The sequence below is a fragment of the Roseibium algae genome (assembly GCF_037783265.1).
Lineage (GTDB): Bacteria > Pseudomonadota > Alphaproteobacteria > Rhizobiales > Stappiaceae > Roseibium > Roseibium algae.
Map to the genome: position 1 here is coordinate 18,402 of NZ_JBAKIA010000001.1, position 18,277 is coordinate 36,678.

An 18,277-nucleotide genomic window follows, 5' to 3' on the forward strand; every position below is an offset into this window, starting at 1 on the left:
GGTCAAAGTCCATGACAGCCGATGAACTCCTGAAACAAGGTGCTCTCAACGGTGCACTCGCGGCGCTGCAGGATCGCGTCCGCAAAGCCCCAGAAGACCCACGCCTCCGGGTTTTCCTGTTCCAGTTGCTCTGCGTCCTGGGACAATGGCAACGGGCGATCGTGCAATTGAAGACTTGTGCCACGCTAGATCCCAAATCGAATTCGATGGCCCAGATGTATCGTACGGCGATCATCTGCGAGGTTCAGCGTGAAAAGGTACTGCGAGCGGAAAAACAGCCGATGATTTTCGGCGAACCCGAAGATTGGGTCGCCTGGATGGTCGAGGCTTTGAAACATCAGGCCCAGGGAGACTTGAACGCAGCCGAAGACCTTCGTGCGCAAGCCTTCGAGACCGCACCGGCAATTCCAGGCATGCTGAACGGCGTGCCCTTTAATTGGATCGCCGACGCAGACCCCCGCCTTGGACCGATCCTCGAACTCATGGTTAACGGCCGCTATTTTTGGGCTCCGTTTACCGCGATCAGTCGGATCGTCATGGAGCCTCCAACCGACCTACGCGATAGAGTCTGGATGCCAGCCACGATCACCTGGTCGAACGGTGGTGACGCTATCGCACTCATCCCGACACGCTATGCTGGAACGGCAGAAGCCGCAAGCGAACAACACCTGCTTGCAGGGACAACTGAATGGCTAGGCGATGGCGAGCATATCACCGCCGGGCTTGGCCAGCGTTTGCTGACAACCGACGCAGAAGATTGCGGCTTGATGGACCTGCGCGAACTGCAGTTATTACCAACGGTGACAACCTCCAACACAGACCAAATGATGGTATCCGACGATGGCTAACCGGATGCTCGACGAACGACTGCAACCGTCGCTTTTAGACAGGCTGACAGACGACACACCGGGCACGATAACAGAGCGTGACGCGTCCAACTCCATCAACATTGCCCGTTTACGCAAGATCATCCTGCGCGACCTCACATGGCTGTTCAACACATCGAACATGGAAGCAGATCACGATCTGGAAGTTTTTCCAAACGTCGCGCAGTCGGTCTTAAACTACGGAATTTCTGATCTCTCCGGTTCCACAAATACGCAAAACAGGGCTCAGGAGATCCAGCAAACGGTCAGAAAGGCGATTGAAACATTCGAGCCCCGAATTCGGCGCGAGACCATAGAGGTGACAATGCAGAAGCAAGAAGCAGGCACCCTTATTTCGTTTGACATCCGGGCCGAGCACTGGGCCGAGCCGGTGCCCGTCGACCTTTATCTGCGCACTGCTCTCGATGTGACCAGCGGCGAGATCACAGTGAGCCGCCAAGGGTAACAGGTATGGATACGCGTCTTCTAAAGCACTATGAAAACGAGCTCGGTTACATCCGCGAGATGGGTGCAGAGTTTGCGGAATCCTATCCGAAAATCGCGGCCCGCCTTGGCATGAAGCAGGCCGAAGTGCACGATCCCTATGTTGAACGGTTACTTGAAGGCTTTGCCTTCATGTCCGCCCGTGTCCAATTGGAACTCGAGCTGCAGTATCCGGTCTTTACCCAGAACATGCTCGAGATCGTCTATCCGCATTTTCTGGCCCCAACACCATCCATGACAATCGCCAGATTGACGCCGGACATTGCCCAGGGTGGGCTTGAAGATGGTTTCACCGTGCAGCGTGGAACCACATTGCGCGGTCGCCTCCTCGAAGGCGAGCAGACAGCATGCCAGTTTACCACTTCACAAGATGTAACTCTCTGGCCCATTGAGTTGGTCGAAGCGGAGTATGTCGAGGGCCGCGGCGAGCTGGTCTCGGCCGGGTTGGGCAGGAACAACGGTGCCAAGGCTGCCTTGCGCATTCGCCTAAGACGCAATGGCGGCGGTCCCATCAATGGCCTGCCTCTTGACCGCCTGACACTTTATCTTTCCGGTGCAGGTGCAGAACCCTGGAGACTTTACGAAGCAATCCTGGGCGACAGCCTTGGCTTGGCCGGACGTTCGACAGACCGGCGCGAGGACTGGTGCGAACCGCTTGGCAAGGACATCCGACCACGTGGCTTCGACCCCGAAGAAGCCTTGCTGCCTGTGCCGGGCCAATCTTTCGACGGATACCGGCTGCTGCAGGAATATTTTGCCATGCCGCAGCGCTTCTTCTTCACCGATCTGTGCGGCCTGCAACCAGCCATCAGACGGGCCGCAGGCGACGACCTCGATATTTACATTCTGTTGGCCGAAGGCAACCCGGCACTAAAGTCGATAAATGTAACAAGCTTCGAGCTTAATGCAGTCCCTGCGATCAATCTCTTCTCCAAGCGCTGCGATCGGGTCGCGGTCGTGGGAACGGAAATTGACCATCACGTGACCGTAGACCGGATGGCTCCTCTGGACTACGAGGTCTATCAGCTGGAAGAGGTCATAGGCATCACGGGGGACGGTGCAGACGACGTCCCCTTCCGTCCGTTCTACAGTGCCCAGGATTTCACTCCGTTTGGCGACACTCATGCCGCTTACTACAGCATTCGACGCCGATTGCGCCAACGCTCCGAGAAGCAGCGTCTGAAGGGAACACGAACTTCCTACTTGGGTTCTGAGCTTTACCTCTCGTTGAGCGATCAAAACCAAGCTCCCTATCCGCAAGACGTGAAGCAACTCGCCGTCAGTGTTCTATGTACCAATCGCGATTTGCCAATGCTGACCGCCATTGGCGGCGGTGACACCGATTTTATCCTTCCCGACGGCGGCCCGATTTCTGAGATACGTGCGATCGTTCCTCCCACCCGACCACGCCACAGTCTGGCAGAGGGCGCGCGGGCCTGGCAGTTGGTGAGCCACCTCAGCCTGAACTATTTGTCCATCGCGGATGCCGACCGCGGATCTGGCGCTGCCGCCTTGCGCGAGCTGATCGGGCTTTACGCCCCCCTTGGTGAGGCAGGCAACGCCAAACAGGTTGAAGGGGTCGTGTCTGTCAACTCTCGCCCCGTGGTCCGCCGCATGGCCGAGGGCGTTCTGTCCACTGCCGTGCGCGGGCTTGAAATTCGGGTCGGGTTTGACGAGAGCTTTTTCGAAGGTTCCGGATGTTACCTGCTGGGCTCCGTGCTCGAGTCGTTTTTCGCAAAATATGTGACTCTCAACAGTTTCACTGAAACCGTCATTCATTCACAACAGCGGGGAGACATCGCAAGATGGCCAGCGAAAAGCGGGAGGCGGGCGCTGATTTGAGCCGCCTTGAGGCGCTCGAGCATTCCCCGCAAAAACACCATATTTTCCAGGCATTGCGGTTGGTTGAGGCCGCGTATGCGGATCAGCCACGACTGGGACGTTCCCGGCGGCCGTCGCAAGATCCCCTACGTCTGGGCCAGGACCCTGAGCTGGCATTTCCAACGTCCTCCATTTCGTCCTTTACACGAAAGCCGGAGACTGGTCGGCACCAGCTGAAACAGAACGTTTTCGGCCTTTTTGGCCCACACGGTCCTTTGCCACTACACCTGACGGAATATGCGCGAGACCGTTTGCGCAATCACCACGACCCCACGCTCGTTGCCTTTGCAGATGTCTTCCATCATCGGATGATATCTCTGTTCTACAGAGCCTGGACCACCGGAGAACCAGCGCCCTCTTTTGACCGCCCCGACGATGATCCGTTCGGCGCAAAACTTGATGCCCTTGCTGGCCTGAGCGGCGCTGAGTTCCAGGGCCGTGATGCCATGCCGGATCTGGCGAAACGGCATTTTGCCGGTCTGATTGCGGCTGCCCCTCACAGTGAGGCAGGTCTCATGGCAGTCCTGATGAAGTTCTTTCGTACGAAAATTTCCATCGAGAGTTTTGTTGGAAGCTGGCTCCATCTGGAACCCTACGACCGCGGCCGTCTGGGCAACGCAACCCTCGGCGGTAGCGCAAGCCTAGGTGAAAAGGTCTGGTCGCGAGAGGCCAAGTTTCGCATCCGGATCGGACCACTCACGCTCCAGGAATACACCCGTCTCCTGCCTGGTGGGCAAAGCCTGAAGCGTCTTGCGGCCATCGTGCGTACATACGCCGGCGACACGCTGGACTGGGATGCAAATCTGGTGCTGCGGGAAAACGAAGTGCCACCGACCGTTCTTGGCTCCTCAGGCAGCCTCGGGCGGACCACCTGGATTGGTCGCCGATCAAAAGGCGATGCCGACGATCTATATCTCGCCGCTCCCGCACACCAGGCACTGTGAGCACGACCGAATAGGAAGAAAATCCATGACTGAAATCAGCCGCGTCACCCTATTCGGGAAACTGAATAAGCTTGGGTACCAGTCAATCGAAAGCGCAACTGTCTTCTGTAAGATGCGGGGCAACTCTTATGTTGAGCTGGCCCACTGGATCCATCAGATCCTGCAGGGACAAAACAGCGACCTCCATCGGTTGATACGACACTACGATTTGGATCCGGCACGTGTTGCCGCCGACCTCGTCCGCAATCTTGATGCCTTGCCCCGCGGCGCGACCGCCATTTCCGACTTGTCGCCTCATCTGGAGGAATCCGTCGAGCGCGCCTGGGTCTATGCCTCTCTGCTTTTTGGTGCAAACCAGGTGCGCACAGGTCACTTGATCCTCGGCATTTTAAAGACACCCCACCTTCGCAATCTACTCGAGGGCATGTCATCAGAGTTCAAGAAGATCCGGTCGGATCATCTCTCTGAACATTTCAACGACCTGCTGAACGGCTCTCCGGAAGAAGGCCTGCCGCCACAGGACGGCTCCACCCCAGCGCAGACAACTAAAAATAGCACGTCCAACCCCGTATCACCGCAACTTGGGGGCAATGCGGCGTTGGATCAATTCTGCAGCGATCTGACAGAAAAGGCACGCCAGGGCGACATTGATCCTGTCGTCGGGCGCGATGAAGAAATTCGACAGGTCGTCGACGTTCTGATGCGCCGTCGCCAAAACAACCCTATCCTGACCGGTGAGGCTGGGGTTGGTAAAACCGCAGTCGTCGAGGGCTTTGCACTGCGTATCGCCAGCGGCGATGTACCTCCCGCATTGCGCGCGGCGCGGCTTTTGTCCCTGGACATAGGTCTGCTACAAGCGGGAGCTGGAATGAAAGGCGAATTCGAAAACCGCCTGAAATCTGTCATTGAAGAAGTTCAGGCGAGTCCTGTTCCCATCGTGATGTTCATTGATGAGACACACACTTTGATTGGTGCTGGCGGCACGGCGGGGACTGGCGATGCTGCCAACCTTCTCAAACCGGCCCTGGCACGCGGCACCTTGCGCACGATAGGCGCCACCACCTGGAGCGAATACAAGAAACACATCGAAAAAGACCCAGCCCTGACACGGCGATTCCAGGTCATTCAGGTTGCCGAACCCGACGAAAAGCGGGCTATCCTGATGATGCGCGGCGTTGCCGTAATGCTGGAAAAGCACCATCAGGTGCAGATCCTCGACGAAGCCCTGGAAGCTTCAGTAAAGCTCTCCGCCCGCTATATTCCCGCGCGCCAGCTGCCGGACAAATCGGTCAGCGTATTGGACACGGCAAGTGCGCGCGTGGCGATCAGCCTCCACGCCGTGCCAGCTTCACTGGACGACTGTCAGCGCCGCATCGAAGCCCTCAACACCGAACTTCAAATCATCGCCCGGGACGAAACGGCAGGGCTCAACGTTTTTGAGCGCCGAACACGCGTTACGACCGAACTTGATATCGAAAACAGTCGGCTCACAGACCTGAGCAGTCGTTGGGAGACAGAAAAGGCACTGGTAGGCAATATCCTCGACCTGCGTGCGCAACTTCGAGAAAAAGGACTGGCCGTCGATGTTGATGGCGACGGAGCATCTCCTGAAAACGCTTCGGAAAGCGACGGGATTGATAGTGGTACAGTGCTCAAATCGCTGCGAAGCAAACAGGAGGAGCTCAGCATTCTTCAAGGCGAAAATCCACTTGTTTTGCCGATTGTAGATGCTCAGGCAGTTGCCTCAGTTGTCGCAGATTGGACCGGCATTCCAGTCGGACGCATGGTCAAGGACGAAATCCGGACTGTCCTGAACCTGGCAGACCACCTGTCAAAGCGGGTCATCGGCCAGGATCATGCCATGGAAATGATAGCCAAGCGCGTCAAGGCGTCTCGCGCCGGACTGGACAATCCGTCGAAGCCTATTGGCGTTTTCCTGCTGGCCGGAACCTCAGGGGTCGGCAAAACCGAAACCGCACTCGCGCTTGCTGAAACCCTTTACGGCGGTGAGCAGAACATCATCACAATCAACATGTCCGAATTCCAGGAAGCGCATACCGTCTCCAGCTTGAAAGGCGCGCCTCCGGGTTATGTAGGATATGGCGAAGGCGGGGTTCTCACTGAAGCGGTGCGTCGCAAGCCCTATTCCGTCGTTCTTCTCGACGAGGTCGAGAAAGCGCACCCAGATGTTCACGAGGTCTTCTTTCAGGTCTTTGACAAGGGCATGATGGAAGATGGCGAAGGCAGGATGATCGACTTCCGCAACACGCTGATCCTCCTGACTTCAAACGCGGGATCAGAAGTCATCATGGACCTTTGCGCCGATCCGGACCTTATGCCAAAGCCAGAAGGCATGGCAAAAGCGCTGCGCGACCCGCTTCTCAAGGTCTTCCCGCCCGCTTTGCTAGGCCGGATGGTCTCGATCCCCTACTACCCGCTCTCTCCCGACATGATCGCTCAGATCACCCGACTGCAACTGGGGCGTATCCAGAAACGTGTCACCGACACCTACTCGGTCCCATTCACCTATTCAGCTGCCGTTGTCGATACAATTGTCTCACGTTGTCAGGACCTTGAAAGCGGTGGCCGCATGATTGATGCCATTGTGACCAACACAATGCTTCCGGCGATTTCAACGGAGTTTCTAACCCGAATGCTCGACGGTGACCCGGTGAAAGGGATCGCTGTTGATGTGTCAGAAGACGACTTTACATACGCCTTTGACTGAAGCCGGGGTCGTAAAAATACCCGGCCGTTAAAAGTTTTTCAGATTTTTTTGCTGTCGGAGCGAACCTCCGGCGGCTTCACGAGCACTAACCAATGAACAAGGCCGGGGAAAAGTTACCCCTGCCACCGGTTAATCAGCTTGTGGAGCGCTTCCAATGTCAAATAGTGGTCAAAAATTCGTTGCGCGGAATCGGGCGCCACGGGTGCAGATCGAATATGACGTGGAAGTATACGGAGCGGAAAAGACTGTCCAGCTGCCTTTCATCATGGGCGTCATGTCGGACCTGTCCGGCAAATCGGAGGAACCGCTTCCAGCGGTTTCTGATCGTAAGTTCCTGGAAATCGACATCGACAATTTCGATGACCGTATGAAATCGATGAAACCTCGAGCGGCGTTTATCGTTCCAAACACCCTCACGGGTGAAGGTAACCTTGCAGTCGACATTACTTTCGAAAGCATGGACGATTTTTCTCCCGCCGCAATCGCAAGGAAGGTGGAGCCGCTTCGCAAGCTGTTGGAGGCAAGGACCCAACTTGCCCATCTTGCCACCTATATGGATGGCAAGACTGGAGCCGAAAACCTGATCGCGAAGCTGATTTCCGATCCAACGACCCTAGCCGCTCTTTCAGCCATGCCTTCCTCAGGATCGATAGAGATTGATCCTGAAACTGCTTTGGCTGGTCTGCGCGCAACAGCCTTAGATCTTCCGGACGAGGACGCCCAAGAGGATGTCTCCGATATTCTGACCAGCCTGCGCGAGCTTCCTGTAACGGAAGCCGCCAGTGACGAGACCAACACAGAAATCGCGCTGACAGAATTGAAGGCAAATGCAGAGTTCCTTCCAGACGGCAATGTAAATCAAGATGGCGAGTTGAATGATGTTCTCGACGGCCTCCGGGAAGTCGCCAGTGAGACCACATTGCCCGAGGAAACCGACGAAATCGACTTTTCTGCATTGCTGTATATTGAAGATGAAAACGATGCCCATCCGGATAACGTTGTGTCTGACGAAAACAGCGACCTCACAGCCCTTTTAAGCGACGACGAGGTGGAAACCGCCGCCCCTCTCTCGGAAATGGATGAGGACGTGGATGAGGCAGCTATGTTCCTGCAGGCAGATAGCGCTGGCGAAGATGATGGGCCCGCGACCCTGCTTAGCGCTGAGGATAACGATGCCAGCGATGAAGAAGATGCTGAACAGGCTGCACTGCTAGCAGATGGCAAAGACGACAGTGGGTCTGATGAGGACGACGAACTCGCAGATCTTATGGCTGGCAACGATGATGATAAAACAGAAGATGACACCGAGCTGGCGGCTCTTTTGGCCGATGACGATGTCGAAGACAGCACTGGCGACGATGCTGAACTGGCTGCACTGCTAGCAGATGACGACAGCGCTCCAGAACTCGAAGCTCTGCTTGCGGAAGATCATGACGATCCTGCCGCGGACGATGCGACAGACACTGCAGATGCCCCTGCCATCCGCTCGCCCTTCGGTACCCTTTCGGCAGACCGCCCGGAAGACCGTGATGAAGCGCGCGCCAAATTCCGGATCGCCATTCTTGCTGACTTTTCCGGTCGGGCTAGCCGCGGCGAAATGGAAATTGGCGATAGCCTGGCAAACCGAAAAGCGATCAGATTCGATGTCGATAATATCGATGATGTAATCGCCCGGTTTGGCACGACACTGGTTTTGCCTTTAGGGAATGATGGTGAGGGGATAGAAGTCAAGCTGAGCAGCCTTGACGATCTCCACCCCGACGAACTCTACGAAAACGTAGAACTGTTCGAGGAGTTGTCGTCTTTTCGTCAACGTGTTGCGCGCGGCGATTCTGCTGCTCTTGCAGAGCTTCAAACCTGGGGCGAGCAAAATGGCAACGCGCCCCGCGCACCCAGCAAACGGGCGAAGGGAAGCTCCGTACCCGCTGATCGCAAGCTTAGTGATTTCCAGGCGCTTATCGGCGACATGCAGGGTCATCAGGCACAGGCGTGTCCCGCCTCAGATATTATTGGCCGTATCGTAGCGCCCTTTGTTCAAGCTTCTCCCGACCCGGCGCAGGAGACCATGCTCGCTGCAGTCGACGAGGCACTGTCCAGTGCGATGCGAACCATCTTGCATCACCCTGATTTCCAGTCAGTGGAGTCCACATGGCGCTCTCTGGAATTGCTTGCCCGCCGGATCGAGACTGGCGCAGCCCTGGAAATCGTCCTTTATGATGTCTCCGCCGAGGAATGGGCCGCTGATCTAGCGGCACAGGATGATCTTGCCGAGAGTGGACTCTTTCGGATGCTTGCCGAGGAGCCACGCCTAGACGAAGCTCAGGGCCCGCTGTCTTCGGTGTTTGGTCTCTACACCCTTGAAGAAACGCCGCCCCATGCGGAACTTCTGGCCCGGATGTCCAAGATTTCCGCCTGGATGAACGCCCCGTTCGTGACCGCGATTTCTCCCCTGTTCCTGGACACCCGCAAAGAGTTTCGGCACCCGCTGGTGGCGGAGACGTGGAACAACCTCCGCGCGCTCCCAGAGGCTGCCTACGTCGGCCTGGCCGCACCACGGTTTCTGCTTCGCTTGCCATATGGCGCCAAGACCGAGCCTGTTGATCCGTTCGATTTCGAGGAGTTCACCCTGCGAAGCGGCCTGACGGGCATGCTTTGGGCCAATCCAGTCATCCTCTCTGCCATCCTTATGGCAGCAACTGTCAGCAAGTCCGGGAAGAAGATGCAGCTCGGAGAAGTCATGTCTCTAGGTGATATACCTGTCCATACCATGGTCGACCCATATGGAGACCAAGTGGCGTTGCCCTGCACCGAACGGCTGTTGAACACCCGGACCACGGCGGAAGTGGTGACCCGAGGGTTCATTCCGGTTCTGTCGATCAAAGGTCGGAATGAAGTCCGCCAGGGCTCCTTCCAAGCTCTAGGTGCCGGAGAGCTGGCAGGCCCTTGGTCCCCTTCATCGGCAATGGCATCACCTGCATCCGAACCAGACACATCGCCGTCTGAATCTGCCAGTGAGCCTTCTGCCGAAATAGAGGCACCCACCAGCGACAGCAGCGACGATCCGGGACTCGACCTGGATGTGAGCAATGACGCGGACGCGGAAGATGACATCGATCTTGACGATTTACTTGCTGGATTTGGCGACGATGCAGACGCCTCTGAAGACGAGGAAATGGATCCCGAACTAGCAGCCCTTCTGGAAGGTTTATGATGAACTCGATAACAAAATCGGCGCCCCTCACTCCTTTACCTAAAGAGGAAGGCGTCCTCATAGCCCACACGGGAAACACCTACTGGCTACTTGAGGGCGAACCTCATTTGGACGCAATTCTGTCCGGACAGGAACCATACCCGACACCTGTCCGGTGCCTCAGGTTTTCATCTGCATTCGACCTGGCCCAAAGGATGCCAGAAGGCCAGAGCATGGATTCCTTGTGGTCCATTCACCCCGCCATCATTGAGCGCTTGAAGCTCCAAGGCGAGTTATTGGTGGTCGATGCACCTGCGCTCGACTGAACCATTCCAAGCGAAAGGGACTGCTGATGGCACAAGAGATAAAATTTGAAGGTCGTAAGGCCCGCCTTGAGCTTCCCAACAAGCTCAAGGGATGGCTTGTGCGCGCCCAGGTCGATGATGGGCTAAGCCAGATCCCGGAGACGACCATCGAATTCATGTCCTCGGACATCGACATCGACCTGCAAAAGCTGGTCGGAGAGAGGCTTCGCCTTGAAATCGATGCTCCGAAGGACAAGGTGCGATACTTCCAGGGTCACTGCGTGGCGGCCGAGTACCTCGGCGCTCATGGTGCGCGTGGTTATTTCCGCGCAGATGTTCGACCGTGGCTATGGTTCCTGACGCGCACATCGAATTGCCGGATCTTTCAGGACAAGTCGGTCATTGACGTGATCAAGGAAATCTTTGGTCAGCATGGCTTCTCAGATTTCAAGGATACTACCAAGCACAGCTATCGCAAACGGAAGTATTGCGTTCAGTATCAGGAGACCGATTTTGCCTTCCTCTCCCGCCTGATGGAGGAAGAAGGAATCTACTATTATCACAGCCATGAAAAAACGAAGGAAACACTCGTCCTTGCTGACGAGTCCAGTTCTCACAAGACTATTGAGGATAATGCAGAGATAGACTTTCATTTTCGTGATGACGTGTATCGCCGCGGCACTGACCATGTGTTCGAATGGCGCGGAAGCGAAAGTATCCACACCGGAAAGGTAACCCTGCAAGACTATGATTTCGAGAAACCGAAGTCAGACCTAAAGTCGGTCAAAGCCCTGCCCAAGGGCAAGCATGCTTACAAATCCTACGAAGTATACGATTTCCCCGGACATCACCTGGACACCAAGACTGGTGAACACCATGCCCGTGTCAAGGTCGAAAGCTTCGCTGCGCAGGCCCAGCGGACTCATGGCGTCAGCAACGTCAAGCAAATGACTGTCGGCGCTAAATTCAAGCTCAAGAAGCACCCTCGCAAGACCGAAAATTCCGAGTATCTCGTTATATCGGCCCGTCACCAGATCTCTATCGACGCTGATACAGAGGACAAGGAATTCATAACGGCAATCTTGGGCCCAACTCTGGATTTCGACGCTAGCAACGATTCCGACATGTACCGATGCACTTTCGCGGCGCAACCAATCGACGCCGCCTTCCGTGCGAGCCAGGTCACCCCTTGGCCGAGATGCCCCGGTGTGCAGACGGCAATGGTGGTTGGCAAACGAGGCGAGGAAATCTGGACTGACGAACACGGCCGGGTAAAGGTCCAGTTCCACTGGGACCGGGAAGGTCGCCGCGACGACACGTCTTCCTGCTGGATACGCACGTCGGTGCCCTGGAGCGGCAAAGGCTGGGGCATGATCGGTGTCCCTCGCATCGGCCAGGAAGTTGTCGTCCAGTTCGAGGATGGCGACCTCGACCGTCCGATCATTACCGGTATGGTCTACAACGGGGAAACCAAAGTTCCCTATTCTCTTCCCGCGCATCAGACGCAGAGCGGTGTCAAAACCCAAACCAGCAAGAGTGGTGACGGTTTCAGCGAACTGATCTTCGAAGATAAAAAAGATGCGGAATTCGTGCGCCTGCAGTCCGAACGTGACTTCAAGCAGATCATCAAGAACAACGCAGAAATTACGGTAGGTCTGGAGCATAAAAAGGGCGGCACCTTTACGCAGACCATCCATGGCGACAAGAGCGAAACAATTCGCGAAGGCAATCACAGTTTCAAGGTTGCCAAGGGCGAAGAAACTGTCTCTGTCGCCAAATCGCGCAAGACAGACATCGGCACTGACGACAAGTTGACCGTCGCGGACGACTACGAAATCGACGTCGGTGCCGCCCTAGAAATCACGGCCAAATCAAGCATTACGCTGAAATGTGGGGGATCAAAGATCGAATTAACCCCGACAAAAGTCACGATCACCGCTCCACAAATTCAAGTCGGTGCCCAGGGGCAGCTGAAAATGGAGAGCAAAGGCCAGGCCCTGCTGAAGGGCGCAGGAATGCTGAAGCTGGAAGGCGGTGGCATGACCCAGTTGAAATCTTCTGGGCTGCTGATCGCCAAAGGCTCCCTGACAATGATCAACTGATGGGCCTGAAGATGACAGACGCCAGCAAATTTTCGAACCTGACAAAAGTGCCCGATGAGCCAGCAGCCAAGGTTCTGACTCGCGCCAATGCGGTTCTGCAAACCCCGCTTGAGGCGCCCGCCAGCGCTTCAATCGCCGAGGTTCTCGTCGAACTGGACGCTAAAGATGCCCTGATAGACATGCTGATGCTGCTCGCTCATTCATTGCCGGTACGCCAGGTCACTTGGTGGGCCTGCCTGGCCGCCCGGGATACAATCCCGCAAGGAGCTCCAGTGCCCTCCGCCCTGAAGGCCGCCGAAGCCTGGGTATACAAGCCAGGCACGGAGACAAGGACACTGGCCCGCGAAGCGTTCGACAGCGCTTCGAACGAAGACGAGACTGTCCTGTGCGCCATGGCCGCCTCTTTTGCAGATGGCACACTCGGGCCAGGTGAACTCGAAGATTATGAAGCACCTCCCGGCGCTGTCGGAGGTGCCGCGTTCGGCATGGCTCTGGTCTCGCTTTTTCAAGATGAGGCCCAGGTCGAAGTTCGCGGCGATTTGCTGCTCGAAAGAGCGTTGGATATCGCCCGGGGAGGCAGCGGCAACATAATCATGAACCAAGAAACCCGCTCTTTTGAGCCAAGTCAGGAAGTAACCTCATGACCCTTCCTGCTGCCCGCGTCGCCGACACTCACGTCTGTCCAATGGTAACAGGTGTGATCCCACATATTGGTGGGCCCATCGTTGTGCCTTGCCCAACGGTGCTGATCGGCAAGATGCCCGCCGCTACGGCGACCGCCATGGCCGTTTGCATAGGCCCGCCCGACATGATCGCCAAGGGATCAACAACGGTTCTGACCGGCAAGAAGCCCCAAGCCCGGTTGAGTGACACCTGCGCACACGGCGGAATGATCGTTATGGGATGCCCCACTGTTCTGGTGGGAGGATAGTGTCAATGAGCCTTCTCGTTCGTTTTATGAACTCTGGTACGCTCCCGAACGGTCAGTCCACAGTCCCTATGAGGGATGGCGCCTTGACCATTGGCCGCGGCGAGGGAAACGATCTCGCGCTACCGGATCCCGATCGGCTGTTGTCCAAGCGACATTGCGTTCTGGAAGAGCAGAACGGTGACTATGTCATCATCGACATCAGCACGAATGGCACCTTTCTGAATTACGGCGCTGAACGGATTGGCAGTATCCCGGCACCATTGAACAACGGTGATGTGATCCAGCTCGGCACCTATGAACTGGTGATCGAAATCGCTTCAGCAGCTGCTGATCAACATGCCAATGAACCACTGCCGCCAGCTGGTGATAGTCTGATTATGCCGGAAGCGCCCAAACGGGAGTTCACAGGTACGGATCTGGATGATCCTCTCGATAACGGTGCGGATCCCTGGGAGTCGTTTTTCGATGAACCTCTCGCCTCACCAACGCCTTCCGGCGACAAGGCGACATGGGAAAACTCCGCCCAAGCAAATGATCCGCTGGCCTCACATGACCTGCTAGGCTCGGCCGACCCGTTGGGGTCAGACGATCCATTCACAACGCCTTACGCATCAGCTGGCCCTGTGTTGGACGAAGGCCTGCCGATTCCAGTTGCTCCAGGAGGCGCAAGCGAAGCCGATCACAAACCAGCCGAACAAGAGTATTTTTCAGCACCTGCCGCTTCGGCTACGACCATTCCAGATGACTGGGACGATCTGCTGCCGCCAGACCGGTTACCACCTGAAAGTCCCCTGAATCTGGCGCAACAAGAGCCTCCGAGCTCTCCAGAACCGGCAAACCAAGGCGCGTCTGTTTTTGATCCTCGGTCAAACCCATTTGCCGAGCCTGAACATGCGAGAGAGGCCGCACCACAGTTTGTTCAGGAACCTCAATCAGCACAGCCAACCTCACCTGTTCCGTCCGATGATCGCCCGGTAAATGCAGGCCATTCAGAACAACCGGTTCTGGAGGCCGAAAACGCAGCGCGTGCGTTTCTGTCTGGTGCCGGCGCAGACCACTTGAATATCCCTGCCCCGGAACTTGCTGAAACCATGGAGCGTCTCGGCCGCGTCTTTGCCGCCACCGTCGCGGGTATGCGTGAGATCTTGATGGCCCGCGCATCGATCAAGAGTGAAATGCGTATGAACCGCACCATGATCAGCATGGGCGGCAACAATCCGCTGAAATTCTCGATCAGTCCTGAGCAAGCAGTCGAAGCGATGATCCGGCCTTCAGTGCGTGGCTATCTCGATGCAGAAGCAGCAACTGACGAGGCTCTTAAAGACATTCGCGCCCACGAGATCGCAATGATGTCGGGAATGGAAGCTGCCCTCAAGGACCTTCTGAGACGACTTAGCCCAGACCAACTCTCTGACCGAATCGAATCCGGCTCGACGTTAGGCGGCCTGCTCGGCGGCAAGAAGGCCCGCTACTGGGAAGCTTACGAGAAAATGTACGCTCAAATCGCGAAGGAAACCGAAGACGACTTCCAGTCGACCTTCGGACGTGAATTTACGCGAGCGTACGAAGAACAACTGCAAAAGCTATGACAGGAAGAAAAAATGACCTTTAAATCAGCAATTATAGCCGTCCTCGGGCTCTTTCTCCTGAGCGGTTGCGTCTCGACAGCTCCCTCGCCAACGACCGTTGATCTCGCGATTTCCGGAGCGGCCAACATGAACGGTGGCGCGCCCGCAAAGGTAAAGGTCTTCTACCTGACTTCGGCGGCAACGTTCAACTCATCCGATTTCTTTACGCTTTTCAACACACCCCAGGCTTCGCTCGGCACGGACTTGATCGCCGTCGATGAGTTCCAGCTCGCCCCCGGCCGCACCGTCACGGACACGCGCAGCATCAACGGAACTCCGTCCGCAATCGGCGTTGTCGCCGCATTCAGGGACATAGATGGCGCTCGTTTCAAGGCTGTCCGGACCATCATCCCGAATTCCGAAAATCGCATTCGCGTAACCGTATCGGGCACCACGGTTTCGATCCGATAGGCCCCTGTCGGCAGAAGGAGTAACCTGAGCGTGTATTGGGAAAACAAGGTTGTCTGGCAGGAGGGGCTATTCCTCCAGCCCCACCACTTCCAACAGAATGATCGCTATGTCGAGGCGCTCGTGTCGGGCGTTGCCTCCGCTGTCGCGCCCTATGCCTGGGGCCTGCGAGAGCTGACGCTTGATGAGGAACTCCTGAAACTCGGCAAGATCGCAGTGAAATCCTGCACAGGCCTCACACCTGATGGGATCACGTTTCGGATTCCTCAAAGCGAGAGCCATCCGTCCGCACTGGAAGTACCCAATAGCGTCAAGAATACCGTTGTTTACCTGGCCATCCCAATCCGTCGTCACGGAACGACAGAAGTAGACATGACCGGCGCTCCCAATTCCGTGGCACGGTATGAGGTCGACGAAATCGAAGTCACTGACAGCATGGGCACAGATCGCCGAAGCGTTCAAATGGCCATCGGGAAACTGCGATTACAATTTGCACTCGACCTTGATGACTTGTCGGACCAGATCGTCATCCCGATAGCCCGCATCATTGAGGTCAGGCAAGATCGGGAGATCATCCTCGACCGCGCGTTTATTCCCTCATGTACCGATGCTCGCGCTGCCCCGCCGCTACACGGATTTTTGCGTGAACTGGAAGGCTTGCTTAGCCATCGTGCCGAAGCTTTGGCCGGGCGGCTCAACCAAAACAGCAATTCCAAGGGCGTGGCCGAGATCGCCGACTTCCTCCTGTTGATTTCGGTCAACCGAGCCTTGCCTGCAATCCGCCACATGCTTGCTATCGAGAACGCCCATCCTCAAGCAATTTATCAGGCTCTGGTAAGTCTTGCCGGCGAACTGGCGACCTTTATGTCCCCGGAAAAACTGTCCCCGCAGTTTCCAGCCTACCGCCATGATGACCTGACAAATGTCTTCCAACCAGTTTTCAGAACTTTGCGCCAGCATCTTAGCGCTGTCCTGGAACAAAATGCTGTTTCAATCCCCATCGAAGCCCGCAAGTACGGGATCTCCGTGGCGATGATCCCTGACAAGCGACTTCTGTCGTCGGCCACTTTCGTGCTCGCAGCAAAGGCTGCAGTTCCTGCAGAAAGCGTGAGACGTCACTTTCCAACCCAGGCCAAGCTCGGCCCGGTTGAGGAGATCCGCCAGCTTGTCAATTCCGCATTGCCCGGTATCGGGTTGCGCCCGCTGCCTGTGGCACCCCGCCAAGTCCCCTATCACGCTGGTGTTGTCTACTTCGAACTCGATGCTGACAGCTCTTACTGGAAACAGATGACAACTTCCGGCGGTCTCGCCGTCCATGTCGCTGGGGATTTCCCGGATCTCGAAATGGAACTTTGGGCCATCCGCTAACCGGCCCCACGCTTAGGAGCGACAGATGAACCGTGACGACCCCTTTGCCGAACCGTTCGACACCGACAAAACGGTCATTCGGCCCAATCCCGCTGGTCGCCGCCCAACCGCGCCTGCGTCAATGCCACCACCTGGCACTGAACAGCCGCCAGCTCCATCAGTCTCGCCCGCTCCCCGGCCCGCAGCTACCCGGCCTGCTCCTGGCGCCCTGCCGTCTGTGCCTCTTGGAACCGCTGCAGCAGGAATGAACCCGCTCAACGCGGCCGCCTCACCGCTCTTCGCCTTGGTTGCACGCATCCGCAATCGGGCACAGCACTCGGATCCAGCAGCCCTTCGCACAAGCGTCATTGCAGAGGTTCGAGCCTTCGGCAACACGGCTCTGGAGGCGATGGTTCCTGCCGAGACCGTACGCCTTGCGCGATATGCAATCTGCGCCACCATCGATGACGTCGTTCTCAACACCCCTTGGGGTGGCCAAAGCATGTGGACGCAGCAAAGCATGGTGGGTACCTTTCACAAGGAAACCTATGGCGGCGACCGCTTTTACGACTTGCTCTCGCGATTGGAAAAGGTGCCGTCCCAAAACCTAGACCTGCTGGAATTCTTCTATGTGTGCCTCAGCCTTGGTTTCGAGGGTCGACTTCGTGTGGCGCCGCGGGGTGCAGAAAAGCATCTGGAAATACGTGCCGGATTGGCCCGATTGATCCGCACACATCACGGGATCACCGAGCCTTCCCTGTCATCGCGCTGGAAAGGCACTGGAATTGTACATCAGCTGCTATCGGTATGGATGCCCATCTGGATCACCAGCGGCATAACGCTCGTCAGCATATGCCTGATGTTCTTCATCTATTCTTTCATTCTGAGCGGTGACACGGAGCGACTTAGTATCCAGATCGCAGCCCTCGACTTCGACGGCCCGATCGAACTCGACCGACCTGCTCCTCCGCCACCGCCACCTCCTCCCGCATCGAAGGAGGTAGAAACCATCGAGGTCGTCTCTTCCTTCCTGGAACCTGAAATAAAAGCAGGTCTGGTTAGCGTCGCCAGCGATGGCAATACATTGACGATCCGGATTGCCGGAGAAGGCATGTTTGCCTCAGCTTCGGATCAGCTTGAGCCCCAATTTGAAGGCATCTTGGACCGGGTTGCCAAAGCTCTGGACGATGAGGAAGGCCGCATCATCGTTGCCGGTCATTCGGACAATGTTCCAATCAAGACAGCACGTTTCCCCTCGAATCTTCAACTCTCTCTGGCGCGTGCAAAATCAGCGATGGCACGAATTTCCGCAGCGCTAAAGGACAATACCCGCATCACGGCTGAGGGCCGGGCCGACAAAACCCCCATTGCTTCGAATGATACGCCTGAAGGGCGCGCGAAGAACCGTCGTATCGAAGTCATTCTAGTGAAGGCAGGCTAACC

General features: G+C 56.5%; 13 protein-coding genes. All 13 read left to right on the forward strand.

Annotation, left to right across the window (positions count from 1 at the left end):
* Window positions 1-11: 11 nt before the first annotated feature.
* Window positions 12-848, forward strand: coding sequence for a type VI secretion system accessory protein TagJ (locus V6575_RS00090; protein ID WP_340271935.1), 837 nt, complete (start codon window positions 12-14; stop codon window positions 846-848).
* Between the two features lie 4 nt (window positions 849-852).
* The gene (gene tssE, locus V6575_RS00095) at window positions 853-1,332 is read left to right on the forward strand and encodes a type VI secretion system baseplate subunit TssE (RefSeq protein WP_340271936.1); all 480 of its coding nucleotides are present in this window, start codon (window positions 853-855) and stop codon (window positions 1,330-1,332) included.
* Window positions 1,333-1,337: 5 nt separating this feature from the next.
* A complete protein-coding gene (gene tssF / locus V6575_RS00100; RefSeq protein ID WP_340271937.1) occupies window positions 1,338-3,212 on the forward strand; it encodes a type VI secretion system baseplate subunit TssF in 1,875 nt (624 codons plus the stop codon).
* The gene (gene tssG, locus V6575_RS00105; RefSeq protein ID WP_340271938.1) at window positions 3,176-4,195 is read left to right on the forward strand and encodes a type VI secretion system baseplate subunit TssG; all 1,020 of its coding nucleotides are present in this window, start codon (window positions 3,176-3,178) and stop codon (window positions 4,193-4,195) included. The genes tssF and tssG overlap by 37 nt, the downstream gene beginning before the upstream one ends.
* Before the next feature lie 25 nt (window positions 4,196-4,220).
* On the forward strand, window positions 4,221-6,923 hold the full coding sequence (gene tssH / locus V6575_RS00110; protein WP_340271939.1) for a type VI secretion system ATPase TssH: 2,703 nt from the start codon (window positions 4,221-4,223) through the stop codon (window positions 6,921-6,923).
* 154 nt (window positions 6,924-7,077) lie between these two features.
* Window positions 7,078-10,134, forward strand: coding sequence for a type VI secretion system contractile sheath small subunit (tssB, locus tag V6575_RS00115; RefSeq protein WP_340271940.1), 3,057 nt, complete (start codon window positions 7,078-7,080; stop codon window positions 10,132-10,134).
* A 331-nt stretch (window positions 10,135-10,465) separates the two neighbouring features.
* Window positions 10,466-12,520 carry a type VI secretion system Vgr family protein gene (locus V6575_RS00120; protein WP_340271941.1) on the forward strand — a complete coding sequence of 685 codons (2,055 nt, stop codon included), beginning with the start codon at window positions 10,466-10,468 and terminating at the stop codon, window positions 12,518-12,520.
* Between the two features lie 11 nt (window positions 12,521-12,531).
* Window positions 12,532-13,164, forward strand: coding sequence for a DUF6931 family protein (locus V6575_RS00125; protein WP_340271942.1), 633 nt, complete (start codon window positions 12,532-12,534; stop codon window positions 13,162-13,164).
* Window positions 13,161-13,451, forward strand: coding sequence for a PAAR domain-containing protein (locus V6575_RS00130; protein ID WP_340271943.1), 291 nt, complete (start codon window positions 13,161-13,163; stop codon window positions 13,449-13,451). Before V6575_RS00125 ends, V6575_RS00130 begins: the two co-directional genes overlap by 4 nt.
* Before the next feature lie 5 nt (window positions 13,452-13,456).
* A complete protein-coding gene (gene tagH, locus V6575_RS00135; protein ID WP_340271944.1) occupies window positions 13,457-15,040 on the forward strand; it encodes a type VI secretion system-associated FHA domain protein TagH in 1,584 nt (527 codons plus the stop codon).
* Window positions 15,041-15,052: 12 nt separating this feature from the next.
* The gene (tssJ, locus tag V6575_RS00140; RefSeq protein ID WP_340271945.1) at window positions 15,053-15,490 is read left to right on the forward strand and encodes a type VI secretion system lipoprotein TssJ; all 438 of its coding nucleotides are present in this window, start codon (window positions 15,053-15,055) and stop codon (window positions 15,488-15,490) included.
* Window positions 15,491-15,520: 30 nt separating this feature from the next.
* On the forward strand, window positions 15,521-16,855 hold the full coding sequence (gene tssK / locus V6575_RS00145) for a type VI secretion system baseplate subunit TssK (RefSeq protein WP_340271946.1): 1,335 nt from the start codon (window positions 15,521-15,523) through the stop codon (window positions 16,853-16,855).
* 25 nt (window positions 16,856-16,880) lie between these two features.
* A complete protein-coding gene (gene tssL, locus V6575_RS00150) occupies window positions 16,881-18,275 on the forward strand; it encodes a type VI secretion system protein TssL, long form (protein ID WP_340271947.1) in 1,395 nt (464 codons plus the stop codon).
* The last annotated feature ends 2 nt before the right edge of the window (window positions 18,276-18,277 follow it).